We start from the raw sequence: 19,007 nt of genomic DNA, 5'->3' as shown, positions 1-19,007 counted from the left end.
GCGAGTGGCATGTCGGCGTTCACCACGCCACCGGCAGACTGGTGACGCCGTGCACCAATCGGCCCGCCGGGCGCGGAAGTTCCTCATAGGGAACCGCAAGACGCAGGTTCGGGAAACGGTGCAGCAGCGTCCCGATGGAGATCTGCAGCTCCGCCCGGGCGAGCCCGGACCCGAGGCAGTAGTGCGTGCCCTGACCGAAGGTCAGATGGGGGTTGCCCTCCCGCGTCACGTCGAGCACGTCGGCGTCGCCGAACTCGCCCGCGTCGCGGTTCGCGGAGCCAAGCGACGGCAGCACCGCGCTGCCCGCGGGGATGACCGTGTCGCCGAGCCGCACGTCCTCCAGCGTGATCCGCAGCAGCGCCTCGTCCCCCGGCGGGTACATCCGCAGCAGCTCCTCGGTCGCCCGGCCGATGCGGTCGGGGTGGCCCCGTACCTCCGCCAGTTGCCCGGGGTGGGTGAGCAGGGCGAGCACGCTGTTGCTGATCTGGTTGACGGTGGTCTCGTGCCCGGCGACCAGCAGGCTGATGCCGAGGTGGATCAGCTCCTCCTCGTCCAGCCGCCCGTCGTCCGCGTCGTGGATCGCGACCAGCGCGGACAGCAGGTCCTCGCCCGGGTGCGCCCGCTTCCCCGCGACCAGCATGCCCAGGTAGTCCCGGAGCGCGGCCTGCGAGGCGAGGATCTCCTCGACGGGCCTGCCCCCGGTGGACAGGAACGCCTCCGACCAGGCGGCGAACCGCTCCCGGTCCTCAAAGGGGACGCCAAGCAGCTCGCAGATCATGGTCACAGGCAGCGGGAACGCCAGCGCCGGCACCAGGTCGACCGGCGGGCCCTGCCGCTCCATCGCGTCCAGCAGCAGATCGGTCTGCTCCTGGATGCGCGGGCGCAGCGCGCTCACCCGGCGGGCGGTGAACTCGCGGGAGACCAGCTTGCGCACCCGGGAGTGCTCGGGCGGGTCCATGTTCAGCAGGCTGCGGAAGTTCTGCGGCGCGGGGCCGAGCCGCGGCGCGCCCGGCGCGGTGGTCGCCTCCCGGCTGAAGCGGGTGTCGGAGAGCACCGTGCGCACGTCCTCGTACCGGGTGACCAGGTAGGCGAGGTCGCCGCTCGGCATCCGCACCCGGCTGGTGGGCGCGTTCTCGCGCAGCGCGGCATAGTGGGGGCACAGTTCGAGCGCGGACGGGCGGGTGAACGGGTAGTCGAGCGGCACCGTCCCCTCGGCGGGGACGTCGAGCTGTTCTGTCATGAGGTCGGCCCTCCGGTCGGCGTGGGCGAGGCGGACGCAGCGGGGCGCGGCGCCAGCCGCAGGGTCGTGCTGCCGTCCCTGACGGACTGCTGGAGCTGGTAGTAGACGCCCGCGAGGATGCGCCGCTTCAGCGGCGGGCTCGCCGAGACGCCCCGGTACGCGGCCCTGCGCAGCGCCTTGGCCACCGGGGAGGCCAGTGCGAAGGCGCGCTCCTGGCGCAGTTGCAGCCCACGCGCCCGCGCCACGCCCGGCTCCCGTACCCGCTGGAACTCGGCCGTGGCCCCGGCGAGCGCGGTGCGGGTGCTCCCGGGGGCGGCCAGGGCGTCCGCGACGAGCGGGGCCAGGGTGACCGCGTCGATGACCGCGTGGTTGACGCCCTGGCCGAGGATCGGGGTGAGGGTGTGGGCGGCGTCGCCGAGCAGCACGAGACCGGGCCTCGACCAGCGCGGCACCACCGTCGTGAAGATGTCGAGTACGGACGTGTCGGACCAGCCCCGTACGTGCTCGCGCACCCCGGGCCCCGCCTCGGGCGCCAGTTCGTCGATGCGGGCGTGCAGCGCCCCGATGCCCTGCGCCCGCAGCTCCCGCAGCCCGCCCTTGGGGATGTTGAACCCGATACGCACCTGGTCGGGCACGGTCGGGATGAACAGCCCGTGCCGCTCGCCCAGGATGCGCACCCGGTAGGTGTGCAGGTCCCACTCGGCCGGCATCGGCGCCTTGAACCAGACGAAGTCCCGCTCCAGGGGCGTCTTGTCGTAGGAGAGCCCGGACAGCTCGCGCACCCTGCTGAAGCGGCCGTCGGCGGCGACCGTCAGGTCGGCGCCGATCTCGACGTCACCGTCCGGCCCCTTCGCCACCAGGCCGGTCACGGCGTCGCCGTCGGTCAGCAGCCGCAGCGCCTTCGTCCTGCGCAGCAGCCGGAACGACGGCAGCGTGGACGCCTCGTCGGCGAGCGCGGTCAGCAGCGGCGGCTGGGGCAGCTCCATGGGGTACGGGCACGGCTGGTCGAAGTCGGCGAAGGAGGCGGAGAGGACGATACGGCCCGCGTCGCCGACCTCCATGCGCCGCGTCTCCAGGGTGTGCTCCCTGACCTTGTCGAGGATGCCCAGCTCCCGCAGGAGCCAGACGGAGTCGGGCGAAATGGACTCGCCGCGGAACGAGCGGTCGAACTGGGCGCTCTGCTCCACCACGACCACGTCGACGGAGTGCCGGGCGAGCTGGAGCCCCAGAGCGAGGCCCGCGGGTCCACCTCCCACGACGCACACCTGTGCGGACAGTGTCGCTGACATGAATCCCCTCCAGTTGGCCCCGGCGTCCAGGCCGTGCCGCCCGGTCCGCGTGCTTGCGGAGACCAGCAGGACACGGCCTGGTGGCAGCGTGTGCCGGGGCGCTAAAAGACCGGTTGTGACGGTGCTCAGGACGCGGCGGCGCGGGCGTCCGCGGCGCGGGCGCGCGGGTGTCCGCGGCGGGCGCGCGGCCGTCCGCCGTAAACTTGCCGCGTGCACGAAGCCCTCAACGCCCCCCTCGCCCCCCTCACCACCTTCCGGATCGGTGGTCCCGCCGAGCGTCTTGTGACCGCGGAGACCGACGCCGAGGTGGTCGAGGCGGTACGGGCCGCCGACGCGGCCGGTACGCCGCTGCTGCTGGTCGGCGGCGGCAGCAACCTGGTCATCGGGGACCGCGGCTTCGCCGGCACCGCGCTCAGGATCGCCACCCGGGGCCTCTCGCTCGACGGCACCGCGCTCGAACTCGCCGCGGGCGAGGTCTGGAGCGACGCGGTCGCCGCCACCGTCGCCGAGGGGCTGGCCGGGATCGAGTGCCTGGCCGGAATCCCGGGCTCGGCGGGAGCCACCCCCATTCAGAACGTGGGCGCGTACGGGCAGGAAGTGTCGTCCACCATCACCGAGGTGATCGCCTACGACCGCACCACGGGCGAGACGGTCACCCTGTCGAACGCGGACTGCGCGTTCTCGTACCGCGACAGCCGCTTCAAGTCGGCGCCGGGACGCTTCGTGGTGCTCAGGGTGCGCTTCGCGCTCGAAGCGGCCGACGGGCTCTCCGCCCCCGTCCGCTACCCGGAGGTGGCGCGGGCGCTCGGCGTGGAGACGGGGGAGCGGGTGCCGGTGGCGCGGGCCCGCGAGACGGTGCTCAAGCTGCGCGCGGGCAAGGGGATGGTGCTCGACCCCGACGACCACGACACCTGGTCGGCCGGGTCGTTCTTCACCAACCCGGTGCTCACCGAGGAGGAGTTCGCCCGGCTGCGGCAGGCCGCGCGTGACCTGCTCGGCGACGCGGCCGAGCCCCCCGCGTACCCTGCGGGCGACGGCCGGGTGAAGACGTCGGCGGCGTGGCTGATCGACAGGGCCGGCTTCCGCAAGGGGTACGGGTCGGGCCCCGCCAGGATCTCCACCAAGCACGCGCTGGCCCTGACCAACCGCGGCGGAGCGGACGCGGCGGCCCTGCTCGGCCTCGCGCGCGAGGTGGTGGCCGGGGTGCGGCGCGCGTTCGGCGTGACCCTCGTCAACGAGCCGGTGATGGTCGGGCTGCGCCTCGACGAGACCTGAGCGGGGCGCGGGCACGGCCCCGCCTGGGGCGTCCGCGTCGGGCGCGCCCGCTTCCGCCCCGCCCCGCTCCCCCCTGGCAGCCCCCGCCCTCAGTAGGCCACCCCCACCCCCTGTCGTACCGTCGCCGGGTCGGTGAGGCTCGCGAGCATCGCATGGGCCACGTCCGCGCGGGAGATGGTGCGGCCCGAGCGCGGGTTCACTCCGATCTCCCTGCGGTACGAGCCCGTCAGCGGGCGGTCGACCAGCCGGGGCGGGCGGACCGACGTCCACTCCGTGCCGCTCTCCTCAAGCAGCCCCTCCATCCGCCGCAGATCCGTGTAGATGTCCCGGAGCAGCGCGCTGATCCCGGCCCGCGCCACGCGGTCGAGCAGCGGGGAGCCCGCGGGGTCGGGGCCCACCGGCGCCGCCGACACCACCACGAGCCGCCGTACCCCCTCCGCCCGCATCGCGGACAGCAGCGCCCTGGTGACCCGCTCGGCCACCCCCGCCTCCTTGCGGGCGCGGGCCCCGAGCCCGGAGAGCACCGCCTCCCGGCCCGCCACGGCCGCGCGCATCCGCTCCTGGTCCTCTGCCCCCTCGGAGAGGCCGGTGCGCACCACGTCCAGGGCGTCGCCCGACACGGTCAGCCGCGCCGGGTCCCTCACCACCGCCGTCACCTGGTGCCCGGCGTCCAGTGCCTGCCTGACGATCTCGCCACCGACGCCGCCCGTCGCGCCGAACACGGTCAACTTCATCGGAACGTCCCTCCGCTCTCCCCGGCCGCCTCGACCCACTCGGCCACTTGGTTGGTGAGCGTTCACTCACTCAGGTCCGCAGTGCGGGTGGGTAAGTGTTCACTCACCCCTAGAGTGGGTAAGCACTCACCCATCCGTCAAGTCTCGCCGTGGCCCCCACGCACCGCACCTTCCTGGAGTACCCGAATGGAGAGCAGGCCCACCCGGCAGCGGATTCTCGACGCCGCGCACGAGCTGATGCGCACCGTGGGCCTCGCCAGGGCCACCACCAAGGAGATCGCCCGCGCCGCGGGCTGCTCGGAGGCGGCGCTCTACAAGTACTTCTCCAGCAAGGAGGACCTGTTCATCAGCGTCCTCAAGGAGCGGCTGCCGCGCCTCTTCCCGCTGCTCGACGACGCCGGGGACGCCCCGGGCGGCGGCGCGGGGGAGGGGTTCGCCGGGGACCGCGAAGTCGAGGAGTGCCTGACCGACATCGCCCGCAGGGCCGCGCGCTTCTACGAGCAGAGCTTCCCGATCGCCGCGTCCCTCTACGCCGAGATGCAGCTCAAACACCGCCACGACGAGGCGCTGCGGCAGCTCGGCGCCGGGCCGCACAAGCCGATCGAGGGCCTTGCCGCCTATCTGCGGGCCGAGCAGCGGCGCGGCAGGATCGACCCGGGCGCCGATCCGTTCGCGGCGGCCTCCCTGCTGCTCGGGGCCTGCTCCCAGCGGGCGTACGCGTTCGACATGGTGCCGGAGGGCAATCCGCCCCAGAGCCTCGACGAGTTCGCCGCCTCCGTGGTCCGCACCCTCCTCGCCGGCATCGCGCCCACCGCGCCGTAGCGCGCCGGTGCGCACGGTCCGCCACCGCCCCGCGCGGCCCCGGCGGTGTCAGACGCCGGGGGCCGGGTCGCCCGGCTCGCTCGCCAGCCAGTCGTCCACCCCGGCGAGCAGCTTCTCGCGGGTCGCCTCGGGGGCCGCGCTCGCCCGCAGCGACTGCCGTGCGAGTTCCGCGAGTTCCGCGTCGGTGAAGCCGTGGTGGGCGCGCGCGATCTCGTACTGCGCGGCCAGCCTTGAGCCGAAGAGCAGCGGGTCGTCCGCGCCGAGCGCCATCGGGACCCCGGCCTCGTACAGCATTCGCAGCGGTACGTCCTCCGGCTTCTCGTACACGCCGAGCGCCACGTTCGAGGCCGGGCAGACCTCGCAGGTCACGCCGCGCTCGGCGAGCCGGTGCAGCAGCCTCGGGTCCTCGGCGGCGCGCACCCCGTGCCCGATGCGCGCCGCGCCCAGGTCGTCGAGGCAGTCGCGCACCGACGCGGCGCCCGTCAGCTCACCGCCGTGCGGCGCGGCGAGCAGCCCGCCGTGCCGGGCGATCGCGAACGCCCGGTCGAAGTCGCGTGCCAGGCCGCGGCGTTCGTCGTTGGACAGGCCGAAGCCGACCACCCCGCGGTCCGCGTACCGCACCGCGAGCCGCGCCAGGGTGCGCGCGTCGAGGGGGTGCTTCATCCGGTTCGCCGCGACCAGCACCCGCATCCCGAGCCCGGTGGCCCGCGCCGCCGAGTCGACCGCGTCGAGGATGACCTCAAGGGTGGGGATCAGACCGCCGAGCCGGGGCGCGTACGACGTCGGGTCCACCTGGATCTCCAGCCAGCCGGAGCCGTCCCGCAGGTCCTCCTCCGCCGCCTCCCGCACCAGGCGCTGGATGTCCTCGGGCGCCCGCAGACAGGACCGCGCGGCGTCGTAGAGCCGCTGGAAGCGGAACCAGCCCCGCTCGTCCGTCGCGCGCAGCTTCGGCGGGGTCCCGGCCGTCAGCGCGTCCGGGAGCCGGACGCCGTACTTGTCGGCGAGCTCCAGCAGGGTGGTGGGGCGCATCGCCCCGGTGAAGTGCAGATGCAGATGCGCCTTCGGGAGCCGGGCCACATCTCGTACCACTCGTGCCATCCCAGGATCTTGCCGCATCAGGGTGCCACGCCGATAGCGGGCGTCCCCTTTAGGGCGCTTGCCCGAACGCGGAAGCGGGCCCCGCGCCCGTACACGCGCGCGGGCCGCCCCCCTCTCCGGGAGACGGCCCGCGTGCGTGCGTGCGGCGGCCGGGGTCAGTCGCGGGCCTCCCCCAGGAGCGCCTGGAGCCGGGACACGCCCTCGACCAGGTCGTCGTCGCCGAGCGCGTAGGACAGCCGCAGATAGCCGGGGGTGCCGAACGCCTCGCCCGGTACGACCGCCACCTCGGCCTCCTCCAGGATCAGCGCGGCGAGGTCCACGGTGTCCTTCGGCCGCTTGCCCCTGATCTCCTTGCCGAGCAGGGCCTTGACCGACGGGTACGCGTAGAAGGCGCCCTCGGGCTCGGGGCAGACGACGCCGTCGATCTCGCCGAGCATCCGCACGATCGTCCTGCGCCGCTGGTCGAACGCGTCCCGCATCCTCGCCACCGCGTCCAGGTCGCCGGAGACCGCGGCGAGCGCCGCGGCCTGGGAGACGTTGGCCACGTTCGACGTCGCGTGCGACTGGAGGTTCGCTGCGGCCTTCACCACGTCCTTCGGCGCGACCATCCAGCCGACCCGCCAGCCGGTCATCGCGTACGTCTTCGCGACGCCGTTGACCACGACGCACTTGTCGCGCAGCTCGGGCAGGAGCGCGGGCAGCGAGACGGAGGCCGCGTCGCCGTACACCAGGTGCTCGTAGATCTCGTCGGTGAGCACCCACAGGCCGTGCTCGACCGCCCAGCGGCCGATCGCCTCCGTCTCCGCCTCGCCGTAGACCGCGCCCGTCGGGTTCGAGGGGGAGACGAACAGCAGCACCTTGGTGCGCTTCGTGCGCGCCGCCTCCAACTGCTCCACCGTGACCCGGTAGCCCGTGGTCTCGTCGGCGACGACCTCCACCGGCACCCCGCCCGCGAGCCGGATGGACTCCGGGTACGTGGTCCAGTACGGCGCCGGGACGATGACCTCGTCGCCCGGGTCGAGCAGCGCGGCGAACGCCTCGTAGATCGCCTGCTTGCCGCCGTTGGTGACCAGCACCTGGGAGGCGTCGACCTCGTAGCCCGAGTCCCTGAGCGTCTTCGCCGCGATGGCGCTCTTCAGCTCGGGCAGGCCGCCCGCCGGGGTGTACCGGTGGAACTTCGGGTTCTTGCAGGCCGCGACGGCGGCCTCGACGATGTAGTCGGGGGTGGGGAAGTCGGGTTCACCGGCACCGAAGCCGATGACCGGCCTCCCGGCGGCCTTCAGCGCCTTGGCCTTGGCGTCGACGGCGAGGGTCGCGGACTCGGAGATCGCCCCGACCCGGGCGGAGACCCGGCGTGCGGAGGGAGAGGTTGCAGCGCTCATACAGCCCATCGTTTCAGACCCGAAACGCGCCCGGCACACGGGTTTCATGTGCCGAACACTTGGGGACAGGCCCCTCCCGCCCAACTGCCGGGAGGCGTGCGTCCCCTATTGTTCGACGTCGACCCCCAGGACCACGTACACTCTCACCTCGTTGGCCTTCGGCGTCTCCGCGTTCAGCGCCCGGTGTTCTGTCGGATGTACGGTGCGGTCGGATTCCGGATCGGAAACCCGTTGCACTCGTGCGGATGCGGTACGTTGGGGGCGATCGAAGGGCCGTAGCTCAATTGGTAGAGCACTGGTCTCCAAAACCAGTTGTTGGGGGTTCGAGTCCCTCCGGCCCTGCTCCACACGTCTTCTGGACAGAAGGTGTGCGCAGGAACGTACGTACCGCAATGATCGCCGTGCGGCTCTACCGGGCGCGGCACGGCCACGACCCGGGATCAGGTGAGGAAGAGTGGCGGACGCCGTGAGCTCCATCGATACGCCTGATGCTCAGGACGAGGCGGAAGAGCCCAAGAAGAAGCGGGCCCGCAAGGGCGGCAAGCGCGCCAAGAAGGGCCCCTTCAAGCGGCTGGCGCTCTTCTACCGCCAGATCGTCGCGGAGCTGCGCAAGGTCGTCTGGCCCGCGCGTTCGCAGCTCACCACGTACACCACCGTGGTGATCGTCTTCGTCGCCATCATGATCGGCCTGGTGACCGTGATTGACTATGGACTCAATCACGTCGCCAAGTACGTTTTCGGCTGAGCCGAGTGCGAAGGGCGCCGTGGACCGGCGCCCCTTTTCGCATGTTCCACCCAGTAACGAGGAAGAAGCAGTCACCGTGTCTGACCCGAACGTGAACGACGCCGCGCACGCCGCGAGCTTCGAGTCCACCGAGGACCGGCTCGACAACGCCGAGGCGGCGGACACGCGCCAGGACCAGGCAGAGGCTGCCGACGCCCCCGAGGCGGACGACTCCTTCGCGCAGGCCCCGGGCGACGCTGACATCGCCGAAGGCGCCGACACCGCCGAGGCCGAAGAGGACGCCGCGCAAGGCGACGACACCGCGGAGCCGGACGATGCCGCCGAGTCGGACGACGCCGCGGAGCCGGACGACGCCGCGGAGCCGGACGACGCCGAGGCCGCCGAAGCAGGCGAAGACGCGGAGGAGGGCGCCGAGGACGACGCCGAGCCCGTCGACCCCGTCGCCGCGCTCCGCGAGGAGCTGCGCACCCTCCCCGGCGAGTGGTACGTGATCCACACCTACGCCGGTTACGAGAACCGCGTGAAGACCAACCTGGAGCAGCGCGCCGTCTCGCTGAACGTCGAGGACTACATCTTCCAGGCCGAGGTGCCCCAGGAAGAGGTCGTCCAGATCAAGAACGGCGACCGCAAGACCATCAGGCAGAACAAGCTCCCCGGCTACGTCCTCGTCCGCATGGACCTGACGAACGAGTCCTGGGGCGTCGTGCGCAACACCCCAGGCGTCACCGGCTTCGTCGGCAACGCGTACGACCCGTACCCCCTCACCCTCGACGAGATCGTCAAGATGCTCGCCCCCGAGGCCGAGGAGAAGGCGGCCCGCGAGGCCGCGGAGGCCGAGGGCAAGCCCGCGCCGCAGCGCAAGGTCGAGGTCCAGGTGCTCGACTTCGAGGTCGGCGACTCGGTCACCGTCACCGACGGCCCCTTCGCCACCCTCCAGGCCACGATCAACGAGATCAACGCCGACTCCAAGAAGGTCAAGGGCCTCGTGGAGATCTTCGGCCGCGAGACCCCGGTCGAGCTGAGCTTCGACCAGATCCAGAAGAACTAGACGTGGGGTGTCGGATCTCCCGTCGTCATCCCATGGGGTGCGGTGAGGGGTCCTGCTCCGGTTCGTAGGGCTTGCTCTTCGGTGAAGGCGAAAAGCGGCTTGTGGTGATTGGTCCCCCGTTGTCGCCCATAGGGCGGCGGCGGGGGATTTCTGTGTGTCCGGCCGGAACGGGACTGTTTCGTACGGCCGGTAAAGGCGCCGCAATGTTGTGGCGCAGGGCACAACCATCGGCCGGGCGCCTTGGTCTGACTTGGTACCGAAACGCAGCAACGGTGCCTCTATCGGTTGATCCACTGGTTTTTGCGGTGTTTTCCAGTGGATGACCGCATCGCGGCATATGCGCCTCGGCACCCGTCGACCACACTGCAAGGGGGAACCACCTCATGCGCGCTCGCAAGACCCTCATCGCGGCGGCCACCTGCGCCGCCGTACTCGTCCCCGCCTCCGCCGCGATGGCGGGCACAGGACCCGCGCCCGCACCCAGAGCCACGCCCAAGGCACAGTCCACCGCCCCCTCCGCCGAGGGCAACCCGATGAGCGCCAAGGCCCAGGCCGCGGGCGTCTGCTCCGACGCGTACCAGATCGGCACCACCGCCTACATCGACCGCGGCGGCCAGCACGCGGCCTCCGTCAAGCAGTTCTACTCGCCCAAGTGCAAGCGGAACTACGGCTACCTCTGGGTGTGGCAGAGCTTCCGCGACAAGATCAAGGACTACGACGTGAGCGTCGGCGTCTACAGCTACTCCAAGGACAAGGTCGTCGGCTCGGTCTCCTGGGCGCCCACCAACGCGCAGGAGTTCTGGTCGCAGCCCGCCGCCACCGTCTCCGACTGCACCGCCGCTGTCGGCAGCCTGCGCGCCCCCGGCGACCCGCAGCCCGGCCAGGCCACCTCCTCCAAGCGCTGCTGAACCGGCGCACACCGAGCGGCGGCCGGGTCCCCACGCGGGCCCGGCCGCCGCTTCGGCATGCCCACGCCGCCCCCGTGCACCCGCGTACGCCCGCGACGGTACGGGCCCGGGGGCGGGGAGTCAGGACGGACGGCGGGGAACGGATTCGTGCGCGGAGGGGCGCATCCGTTACCGTTGCTCGGTATGCCTCCGTACGGGCGAGCCCGTCGGGCGGCAGAAAACCTCTCACTAGGACCCGGAAGAGAACATGCCTCCGAAGAAGAAGAAGGTCACGGGGCTGATCAAGCTCCAGATCCAGGCCGGAGCAGCGAACCCGGCGCCGCCGGTCGGCCCCGCGCTCGGCCAGCACGGCGTCAACATCATGGAGTTCTGCAAGGCGTACAACGCCGCGACCGAGTCGCAGCGCGGCTGGGTGATCCCGGTGGAGATCACGGTCTATGAGGACCGCTCCTTCACCTTCGTCACCAAGACCCCGCCGGCCTCCAGGATGATCCTCAAGGCCGCGGGCGTGGAGAAGGGCTCGGGCGAGCCGCACAAGACCAAGGTCGCGAAGATCACCAACGCGCAGGTCCGCGAGATCGCCACCACCAAGATGCCCGACCTCAACGCCAACGACCTGGACCAGGCCGCGAAGATCATCGCCGGTACGGCCCGCTCGATGGGCATCACGGTCGAGGGCTGACGCCCCGTCCGGCACGGAGCCCGTACGGCGCCGCCCGAGCGGCGCGCCCAGGACGCCCCGTGCACAGCCCCCGGGCGGTGCGGCCCCGGATCACCGGGACCGTACAGGAACGCCTGTGGTAGGGCCGAGCGCTGGCCCGCCCCACGACTCCCCTCCGCCGCGCGACGCGCGGCGCCATCCGTTCACAGGAGCAGAAGTGAAGCGCAGCAAGACTCTCCGCGCTGCCGACGCCAGGATCGACCGGGACAAGCTCTACGCCCCGCTTGAGGCCGTCCGGCTCGCCAAGGAGACCTCGGCGACCAAGTTCGACAGCACCGTCGAGGTCGCGTTCCGTCTCGGCGTCGACCCCCGCAAGGCCGACCAGATGGTCCGCGGCACCGTGAACCTGCCGCACGGCACCGGCAAGACCGCCCGGGTCCTGGTCTTCGCGACCGGTGACCGTGCAGCGGCCGCGGAGGCCGCGGGCGCCGACATCGTCGGCTCCGACGAGCTGATCGACGAGATCTCCAAGGGCAACCGCCTGAACGAGTTCGACGCGGTCGTCGCCACCCCCGACCTCATGGGCAAGGTCGGCCGCCTCGGCCGGGTCCTCGGCCCCCGCGGCCTCATGCCCAACCCGAAGACCGGCACCGTGACGCCCGACGTCACCAAGGCCGTCACGGAGATCAAGGGCGGCAAGATCGAGTTCCGCGTCGACAAGCACTCGAACCTGCACTTCATCATCGGCAAGGTGTCGTTCGACGACAGCAAGCTGGTGGAGAACTACGGTGCGGCGCTCGACGAGATCCTCCGTCTGAAGCCTTCCGCGGCCAAGGGCCGTTACATCAAGAAGGCCGCCATCACCACCACCATGGGTCCCGGCATCCCGCTGGACCCCAACCGCACCAGGAACCTCCTCACCGAGGAAGACCCGGCCGCGGTCTGATCGCACGTCGGCGGGCCCCGCACATCCCCCTCGGGATGGGCGGGGCCCGCTTTTCGCTGCCCGCTCCCCGGGTACGGGCACGGGAGGAAGCGAGCGCCGGCGCGACGGTGCGGTTCCGGCCGGTCGCCCGCGGGCCGGGCGATATCCGGGCCCGGGCTGTCGGTGCGGTCGTATAGCCTGCGCTCACTGTGCGGGAACTGTGCGCTTACTGAGGGGTGGACACGTGGGGAACGGCATGCGTACGAGGAGTGGCGGGGCCAGGACGGCGGGCGCGGCGATAGCGGCCGTACTGCTGTGCGCGGGGGCGAGCGCCTGTTCCGGGGGCGGCGACGACGCCAAGGACCACGCGTCGGACGGCTCTTCGCAGAAGTCGGCCGCCCCGGGGGGCTCCGCGGTCCAGGCGCTCTCCGCCGCGTACGAGAAGACCTCGGGCGCCAAGTCCGCCAAGGTCGACATGGAGGTCTCGGGCGCGGGCGTGTCCGAGAGGGGCTCGGGCAACGTCACCATGAAGGGTGTCATGGCCTGGGACCCGATGGAGATGGACTACACGATCCACAGCGACGCCAAGGGGGCGTCGGGCGAGCCCCAGCAGACCCGGATGATCTGGGTCGACAACGTCATCTACATGGACATGGGCGCCGACGCCCCCCAGCAGATGGACGGCAAGCGCTGGATGAAGATGGACATCAAGGCCATGGCCAAGGAGAACGGCACCGACAAGGACATCCTCGACCAGTTCACCAAGATGACCGAGGGCGCCGACCAGGACCCCTCCCAGCAGATCGCCATGCTCACCAAGTCCCCCGACCTGAAGATGGTCGGCACGGAGCAGATGGACGGCGTCGATACCCGGCACTACAAGGGCTCCGTTTCCGTCGAGAGCATGCTGAAGTCCCAGCGCGGCGTCGACGGCCTCGACGACGACTACTGGAACAAGCTGACCGAGGGCATCAAGAAGTCCGGCGTCAGCGCCTACGACATGGACCTCTGGGTGAACGACGAGAACTACCCGATCCGTGTCGACTCCGACGCCGACACCAAGGAGGGCCCCGTCAAGTCCAGCACCCACTACTCCGACTACGGCGTCGAGTCCGGCGTCGAGGCGCCCCCCGCCAAGGACTCCGTCGACCTGATGAAGATGCTGGAGGAACTGCGCAAGCAGGGCGGCGACAGCGGCGCGGACGGCCTGGGAGGCTCCGCCTGACGCCCCGCCCCGAGCGGCCTCCGCATCCTCTGCGGCCTCCGCGCTCTCCGCGCTCTTAAAGGGAGCCCGCCCCCGGCCCCCTGGGCGGCGGGAGGCCGGCGATTTGCCCCGGCCGCCCGCGCTCCCGTACTCTTCCCGCGTAGCCAAAGACCGCAGGTCGTTGTCGTGCCCCGACGGGGTGTGACGGCCGAAGGACTCGCAGGACGCGAGCGACCCGCGCAGGTGACGTGGACAGTGTTCCCGAGCGTCGGCTCTCTTCCGATGCCCGGTCGAGCCATCGCCCCGTGCGCCTGCGCCGGGGCGTTTCTTCTGCCCCGCCTTCTTCTCCGGAACGCCTGATCCGGGCGGTCCTTCGGCTCGTGGCGGTCGGCCGTGAGGCCGGCCGAAGCTCACCACCCCGGAAGGAGGCCGAGGCTCATGGCGACGTCCGACAAGGTCGCAGCCGTCGAGGAGATCGCGGGCAAGCTCCGCGCTTCCAACGCGACGGTCGTCACTTCGTACACCGGACTGTCCGTGGCACAGCTCAAGGAGCTGCGCCGTTCTCTCGGCGAGGACGCTCAGTACCGAGTGGTGAAGAACACGCTCACCAAGATCGCGGCCAAGGAGGCCGGGGTTCTTGAGCTGGACGAGCACCTCAAGGGCTCGACCGCCGTCGCCTTCGTGACCGGTGACCCGGTCACGGCCGCGAAGGGTCTGCGTGACTTCGCCAAGGACAACCCCGCGCTCGTGATCAAGGGCGGTGTCCTCGACGGCAAGTCGATGTCCGCCGACGAGATCAAGAAGCTCGCGGACCTTGAGTCCCGCGAGGTTCTGCTCGCCAAGCTGGCGGGCGCCATGAAGGCCAAGCCCTCGCAGGCTGCCGCGGTCTTCCAGGCGCTCCCGTCGAAGTTCGTCCGCACCGCGGAGGCGCTTCGCGTCAAGCGCGACGAGCAGGGCGGTGCCGAGTAACTCGGCTCGCACATTGACCGACGGGCCCCGTCACACGGGCCACGACGGTCGCCGCGGGCCACGTACGCCCGCCGTCATGTACATCCGGCACCAGCCGATTTAGTGGAAGGACCGCCATCATGGCGAAGCTCAGCCAGGAAGACCTCCTCGCGCAGTTCGAGGAAATGACCCTCATCGAGCTGTCCGAGTTCGTGAAGGCGTTCGAGGACAAGTTCGACGTCACCGCCGCCGCCCCCGCGGCCGTCGCGGTCGCCGGCGGCGTCCCCGGCGCGCCCGTCGAGGCCGAGCCGGAGAAGGACGAGTTCGACGTCGTGCTCACCGGCGCCGGTGAGAAGAAGATCCAGGTCATCAAGGTCGTGCGGGAGCTGACCTCGCTCGGCCTCAAGGAGGCCAAGGACCTGGTCGACGGTGCGCCGAAGCCGGTCCTTGAGAAGGTCGCCAAGGACGCCGCCGACAAGGCCGCCGAGTCCCTCAAGGGCGCGGGCGCGTCCGTCGAGGTCAAGTGACCTCGCAGCGTTGACGGGATCGGGGCGTGTCCCCGGGAAGCCGCGGGCCCTTGTGGTCCGCGGCTTTCGCGTGTGCGGGCACCCGCCCGGCACGGCAGGACACCGGCCGCCGCCCGGCCCCGTACGCGGCCGCGTGGGCGCCCCCGCGGGACACGCCCCCAGGTTTCCGGGTGGTTGCGTCACACCCGCAGGCGGGTATCGTGATCGGCGGTCGGCTCGGGCGGCAGCCGGCAGCGCCGAGGGCCCCTTGACGAACCGCACGCAGCGCGCAATTCTCAGGACGAGTCGTCACATCGATCCGATTCCGAGGCATGGATCGACGGTGAAGCGGGAAGCATCGATATGCGCACGAGGGCGTGACCTACCGCAGGTGTTGAGAACAGCGAGGGCAAAAAAAGCTCGCACTGGACATCAGTGGGCCAAGTGGCTACACTGACCCTTTGCGCTGCCTGTTAGCTGCCTCCTGCCCGTCACCAGGAGCTTGCCCATGAGCGAGCATGCCGGACCGAAGCTACCCTGACCAGGGATTTCGGCCCGTCTGCCGCTCGTGGGACAGGGTACGCGCGTAGTGAGTCCGAGCCCTCGGAAGGACCCCCTCTTGGCCGCCTCGCGCACCGCCTCGACCGCGAATACGAACAACGGCGCCAGCACCGCCCCGCTGCGCATCTCCTTTGCAAAGATCAAAGAGCCCCTTGAGGTTCCGAACCTTCTTGCTCTCCAGACCGAGAGCTTCGACTGGCTGCTCGGCAATGACGCGTGGAAGGCTCGTGTCGAGGCGGCTCTTGACAGCGGACAGGACGTCCCCACCAAGTCCGGCCTCGAAGAGATCTTCGAGGAGATCTCCCCGATCGAGGACTTCTCCGGGTCGATGTCGCTGACCTTCCGCGACCACCGCTTCGAGCCCGCGAAGAACTCCATCGACGAGTGCAAGGAGCGCGACTTCACGTACGCCGCCCCGCTCTTCGTCACCGCCGAGTTCACCAACAACGAAACCGGCGAGATCAAGTCCCAGACGGTCTTCATGGGCGACTTCCCCCTGATGACCAACAAGGGCACCTTCGTGATCAACGGCACCGAGCGTGTCGTCGTCTCCCAGCTCGTCCGCTCGCCCGGTGTCTACTTCGACTCCACCATCGACAAGACGTCCGACAAGGACATCTACTCCGCCAAGATCATCCCCTCCCGGGGCGCCTGGCTGGAGATGGAGATCGACAAGCGCGACATGGTCGGCGTCCGCATCGACCGCAAGCGCAAGCAGTCCGTCACCGTCCTGCTCAAGGCGCTCGGCTGGACCACCGAGCAGATCCTGGAGGAGTTCGGCGAGTACGAGTCGATGCGCGCCACCCTGGAGAAGGACCACACCCAGGGCCAGGACGACGCGCTCCTCGACATCTACCGCAAGCTGCGCCCCGGCGAGCCCCCGACCCGCGAGGCCGCGCAGACCCTGCTGGAGAACCTGTACTTCAACCCCAAGCGCTACGACCTCGCCAAGGTCGGCCGCTACAAGGTGAACAAGAAGCTCGGCGCCGACGAGCCGCTCGACGCCGGGGTCCTCACCACCGACGACGTCATCGCCACCATCAAGTACCTGGTGCGCCTGCACGCCGGTGAGACCGAGACCGTCGGCGAGTCGGGACGCTCGATCATCGTCGAGACCGACGACATCGACCACTTCGGCAACCGCCGCATCCGCAACGTCGGCGAGCTGATCCAGAACCAGGTCCGCACGGGTCTCGCCCGTATGGAGCGCGTCGTGCGCGAGCGCATGACCACCCAGGACGTCGAGGCGATCACGCCGCAGACCCTGATCAACATCCGGCCGGTCGTCGCCTCCATCAAGGAGTTCTTCGGCACCAGCCAGCTCTCCCAGTTCATGGACCAGAACAACCCGCTGTCGGGCCTCACCCACAAGCGCAGGCTCAACGCGCTCGGCCCCGGCGGCCTCTCCCGTGAGCGCGCGGGCTTCGAGGTCCGCGACGTGCACCCCTCGCACTACGGCCGCATGTGCCCGATCGAGACCCCCGAGGGCCCGAACATCGGCCTCATCGGCTCGCTCGCCTCCTACGGCAGGGTCAACGCGTTCGGCTTCATCGAGACCCCGTACCGCAAGGTCACCGAGGGACAGGTCACCGACGACGTCGACTACCTGACCGCCGACGAGGAAGACCGCTTCGTCATCGCCCAGGCCAACGCGCCGCTCACCGACGACATGCACTTCGCCGAGGGCCGCGTGCTCGTGCGCCGGCGCGGCGGCGAGGTCGACTACGTCGCCGGGGACGACGTGGACTACATGGACGTCTCGCCGCGCCAGATGGTGTCGGTCGCGACCGCCATGATCCCGTTCCTTGAGCACGACGACGCCAACCGCGCCCTCATGGGCGCGAACATGATGCGCCAGGCCGTGCCGCTGATCAAATCCGAGGCGCCGCTCGTCGGCACCGGCATGGAGTACCGCTGCGCCACCGACGCGGGCGACGTGATCAAGGCCGACAAGGACGGCGTGATCCAGGAGGTCTCCGCCGACTACATCACCGTCGCCAACGACGACGGCACCTACACCACGTACCGCATCTCCAAGTTCACCCGCTCCAACCAGGGCACCTCGGTGAACCAGAAGGTCGTCGTCTCCGAGGGCGACCGCGTCATCGTCGGACAGGTGCTGGCCGACGGCCCCGCCACCGAGCGGGGCGAGATGGCGCTCGGCAAGAACCTCCTGGTGGCGTTCATGCCCTGGGAGGGGCACAACTACGAGGACGCGATCATCCTGTCGCAGCGCCTCGTCCAGGACGACGTCCTCTCCTCCATCCACATCGAGGAGCACGAGGTCGACGCCCGGGACACCAAGCTGGGCCCCGAGGAGATCACCCGGGACATCCCGAACGTCTCCGAGGAGGTCCTCGCCGACCTCGACGAGCGCGGCATCATCCGCATCGGCGCCGAGGTCATCGCGGGCGACATCCTCGTCGGCAAGGTCACCCCCAAGGGCGAGACCGAGCTGACCCCCGAGGAGCGGCTGCTGCGCGCGATCTTCGGCGAGAAGGCCCGCGAGGTCCGCGACACCTCCCTGAAGGTGCCGCACGGCGAGACCGGCAAGGTCATCGGCGTCCGCGTCTTCGACCGCGAGGAGGGCGACGAACTGCCGCCCGGCGTCAACCAGCTCGTGCGCGTGTACGTGGCGCAGAAGCGGAAGATCACCGACGGCGACAAGCTCGCCGGACGCCACGGCAACAAGGGCGTCATCTCGAAGATCCTCCCCATCGAGGACATGCCGTTCCTTGAGGACGGCACCCCGGTCGACATCATCCTCAACCCCCTGGGCGTGCCCTCCCGGATGAACCCGGGCCAGGTCCTGGAGATCCACCTCGGCTGGCTCGCCAGCCAGGGCTGGGACGTCTCCGGGCTCGGCGACGAGTGGGCCCGCCGCCTCCAGGTGATCGGCGCCGACCAGGTCGACGCCCGCACCAACGTGGCCACCCCGGTCTTCGACGGCGCCCGCGAGGACGAGCTGGCCGGGCTGCTGGAGAACACCCTGCCCAACCGCGACGGCGACCGCATGGTGCTGCCGTCCGGCAAGGCCCGGCTGTTCGACGGCCGCTCGGGGGAGCCGTTCCCCGAGCCGATCTCGGTCGGCTACATGTACATCCTCAAGCTCCACCACCTCGTCGACGACAAGCTGCACGCCCGCTCGACAGGGCCCTACTCGATGATCACCCAGCAGCCGCTGGGCGGTAAGGCCCAGTTCGGCGGCCAGCGCTTCGGCGAGATGGAGGTGTGGGCGCTGGAGGCGTACGGCGCCGCCTACGCCCTCCAGGAGCTGCTGACCATCAAGTCCGACGACGTCACAGGACGTGTGAAGGTCTACGAGGCCATCGTCAAGGGCGAGAACATCCCCGAGCCCGGCATCCCCGAGTCCTTCAAGGTCCTCATCAAGGAGATGCAGTCGCTGTGCCTGAACGTGGAGGTGCTGTCCTCCGACGGCATGTCCATCGAGATGCGTGACACGGACGAGGACGTCTTCCGTGCCGCGGAAGAGCTCGGAATCGACCTGTCCCGGCGCGAGCCGAGCAGCGTCGAAGAGGTCTGACGGGTCGGGCGGGAGCCTGTCCCGGCAAGCCCCCGCCTCCCCCGGGACCGCAAGGACCCGGAGGCCCCCATCCGGACCCCAGTCAGACCACACGGCGCCCTTCGTCCGCTACACGAA

16 protein-coding genes and 1 tRNA gene are annotated in these 19,007 nt (G+C 70.6%); 12 read left to right on the top strand and 5 right to left on the bottom strand.

Annotation, left to right across the window (positions count from 1 at the left end; genetic code table 11):
• Positions 1 to 19: 19 nt before the first annotated feature.
• Positions 20 to 1,240, bottom strand: a complete 1,221-nt coding sequence (locus ACIBIW_RS03885; protein WP_399331565.1) for a cytochrome P450 — start codon at positions 1,238 to 1,240, stop codon at positions 20 to 22.
• Positions 1,237 to 2,529 carry an FAD-dependent monooxygenase gene (locus tag ACIBIW_RS03880; RefSeq protein ID WP_399331563.1) on the bottom strand — a complete coding sequence of 431 codons (1,293 nt, stop codon included), beginning with the start codon at positions 2,527 to 2,529 and terminating at the stop codon, positions 1,237 to 1,239. The genes ACIBIW_RS03885 and ACIBIW_RS03880 overlap by 4 nt, the downstream gene beginning before the upstream one ends.
• Positions 2,530 to 2,739: 210 nt before the next feature.
• On the opposite strand from ACIBIW_RS03880, the gene ACIBIW_RS03875 reads away from it, so the two are divergent.
• Entirely contained in the window at positions 2,740 to 3,804 is a 1,065-nt protein-coding gene (locus tag ACIBIW_RS03875) for a UDP-N-acetylmuramate dehydrogenase (protein WP_399331561.1), read from the top strand.
• 89 nt (positions 3,805 to 3,893) lie between these two features.
• Here the strand turns inward: ACIBIW_RS03875 and ACIBIW_RS03870 are convergent, their stop codons facing one another.
• Complete coding sequence (locus tag ACIBIW_RS03870; RefSeq protein WP_399331559.1) at positions 3,894 to 4,538, bottom strand: NAD(P)-dependent oxidoreductase; 645 nt, start codon at positions 4,536 to 4,538, stop codon at positions 3,894 to 3,896.
• A 186-nt stretch (positions 4,539 to 4,724) separates the two neighbouring features.
• Between ACIBIW_RS03870 and ACIBIW_RS03865 the strand changes: the two genes are divergently transcribed.
• The gene (locus ACIBIW_RS03865; RefSeq protein ID WP_399331557.1) at positions 4,725 to 5,360 is read left to right on the top strand and encodes a TetR/AcrR family transcriptional regulator; all 636 of its coding nucleotides are present in this window, start codon (positions 4,725 to 4,727) and stop codon (positions 5,358 to 5,360) included.
• A gap of 48 nt (positions 5,361 to 5,408) precedes the next feature.
• On the opposite strand, the gene ACIBIW_RS03860 is transcribed toward ACIBIW_RS03865, so the two are convergent.
• Positions 5,409 to 6,458, bottom strand: a complete 1,050-nt coding sequence (locus ACIBIW_RS03860) for an adenosine deaminase (protein WP_399331555.1) — start codon at positions 6,456 to 6,458, stop codon at positions 5,409 to 5,411.
• A gap of 155 nt (positions 6,459 to 6,613) precedes the next feature.
• Positions 6,614 to 7,840 carry a pyridoxal phosphate-dependent aminotransferase gene (locus ACIBIW_RS03855; RefSeq protein ID WP_399331554.1) on the bottom strand — a complete coding sequence of 409 codons (1,227 nt, stop codon included), beginning with the start codon at positions 7,838 to 7,840 and terminating at the stop codon, positions 6,614 to 6,616.
• 269 nt (positions 7,841 to 8,109) lie between these two features.
• On the opposite strand from ACIBIW_RS03855, the gene ACIBIW_RS03850 reads away from it, so the two are divergent.
• The 10 genes from ACIBIW_RS03850 (at position 8,110) to rpoB (ending at position 18,890) form a co-directional block, all read left to right on the top strand.
• Positions 8,110 to 8,182 (top strand) — tRNA-Trp (locus ACIBIW_RS03850).
• 112 nt (positions 8,183 to 8,294) lie between these two features.
• A complete protein-coding gene (gene secE / locus ACIBIW_RS03845; RefSeq protein WP_399331552.1) occupies positions 8,295 to 8,585 on the top strand; it encodes a preprotein translocase subunit SecE in 291 nt (96 codons plus the stop codon).
• Between the two features lie 76 nt (positions 8,586 to 8,661).
• On the top strand, positions 8,662 to 9,633 hold the full coding sequence (gene nusG / locus ACIBIW_RS03840; protein WP_399331550.1) for a transcription termination/antitermination protein NusG: 972 nt from the start codon (positions 8,662 to 8,664) through the stop codon (positions 9,631 to 9,633).
• A gap of 383 nt (positions 9,634 to 10,016) precedes the next feature.
• On the top strand, positions 10,017 to 10,541 hold the full coding sequence (locus ACIBIW_RS03835; protein WP_399331548.1) for a hypothetical protein: 525 nt from the start codon (positions 10,017 to 10,019) through the stop codon (positions 10,539 to 10,541).
• A 247-nt stretch (positions 10,542 to 10,788) separates the two neighbouring features.
• A complete protein-coding gene (gene rplK, locus ACIBIW_RS03830; RefSeq protein ID WP_399331545.1) occupies positions 10,789 to 11,223 on the top strand; it encodes a 50S ribosomal protein L11 in 435 nt (144 codons plus the stop codon).
• Positions 11,224 to 11,419: 196 nt separating this feature from the next.
• The gene (gene rplA, locus ACIBIW_RS03825; protein ID WP_399331543.1) at positions 11,420 to 12,148 is read left to right on the top strand and encodes a 50S ribosomal protein L1; all 729 of its coding nucleotides are present in this window, start codon (positions 11,420 to 11,422) and stop codon (positions 12,146 to 12,148) included.
• Positions 12,149 to 12,383: 235 nt separating this feature from the next.
• The gene (locus ACIBIW_RS03820) at positions 12,384 to 13,352 is read left to right on the top strand and encodes a hypothetical protein (protein ID WP_399331541.1); all 969 of its coding nucleotides are present in this window, start codon (positions 12,384 to 12,386) and stop codon (positions 13,350 to 13,352) included.
• A gap of 417 nt (positions 13,353 to 13,769) precedes the next feature.
• The gene (gene rplJ / locus ACIBIW_RS03815; protein ID WP_399331539.1) at positions 13,770 to 14,300 is read left to right on the top strand and encodes a 50S ribosomal protein L10; all 531 of its coding nucleotides are present in this window, start codon (positions 13,770 to 13,772) and stop codon (positions 14,298 to 14,300) included.
• Positions 14,301 to 14,419: 119 nt separating this feature from the next.
• The gene (rplL, locus tag ACIBIW_RS03810; protein ID WP_399331537.1) at positions 14,420 to 14,806 is read left to right on the top strand and encodes a 50S ribosomal protein L7/L12; all 387 of its coding nucleotides are present in this window, start codon (positions 14,420 to 14,422) and stop codon (positions 14,804 to 14,806) included.
• 598 nt (positions 14,807 to 15,404) lie between these two features.
• Positions 15,405 to 18,890 carry a DNA-directed RNA polymerase subunit beta gene (gene rpoB, locus ACIBIW_RS03805; RefSeq protein ID WP_399331535.1) on the top strand — a complete coding sequence of 1,162 codons (3,486 nt, stop codon included), beginning with the start codon at positions 15,405 to 15,407 and terminating at the stop codon, positions 18,888 to 18,890.
• Positions 18,891 to 19,007: the final 117 nt, after the last annotated feature.

Source organism: Streptomyces sp. NPDC050560, assembly GCF_044457285.1.
GTDB lineage: Bacteria > Actinomycetota > Actinomycetes > Streptomycetales > Streptomycetaceae > Streptomyces.
The sequence above is the reverse complement of the archived record's forward strand: the minus strand, read 5'-3'. Positions and strand labels throughout refer to the sequence as shown.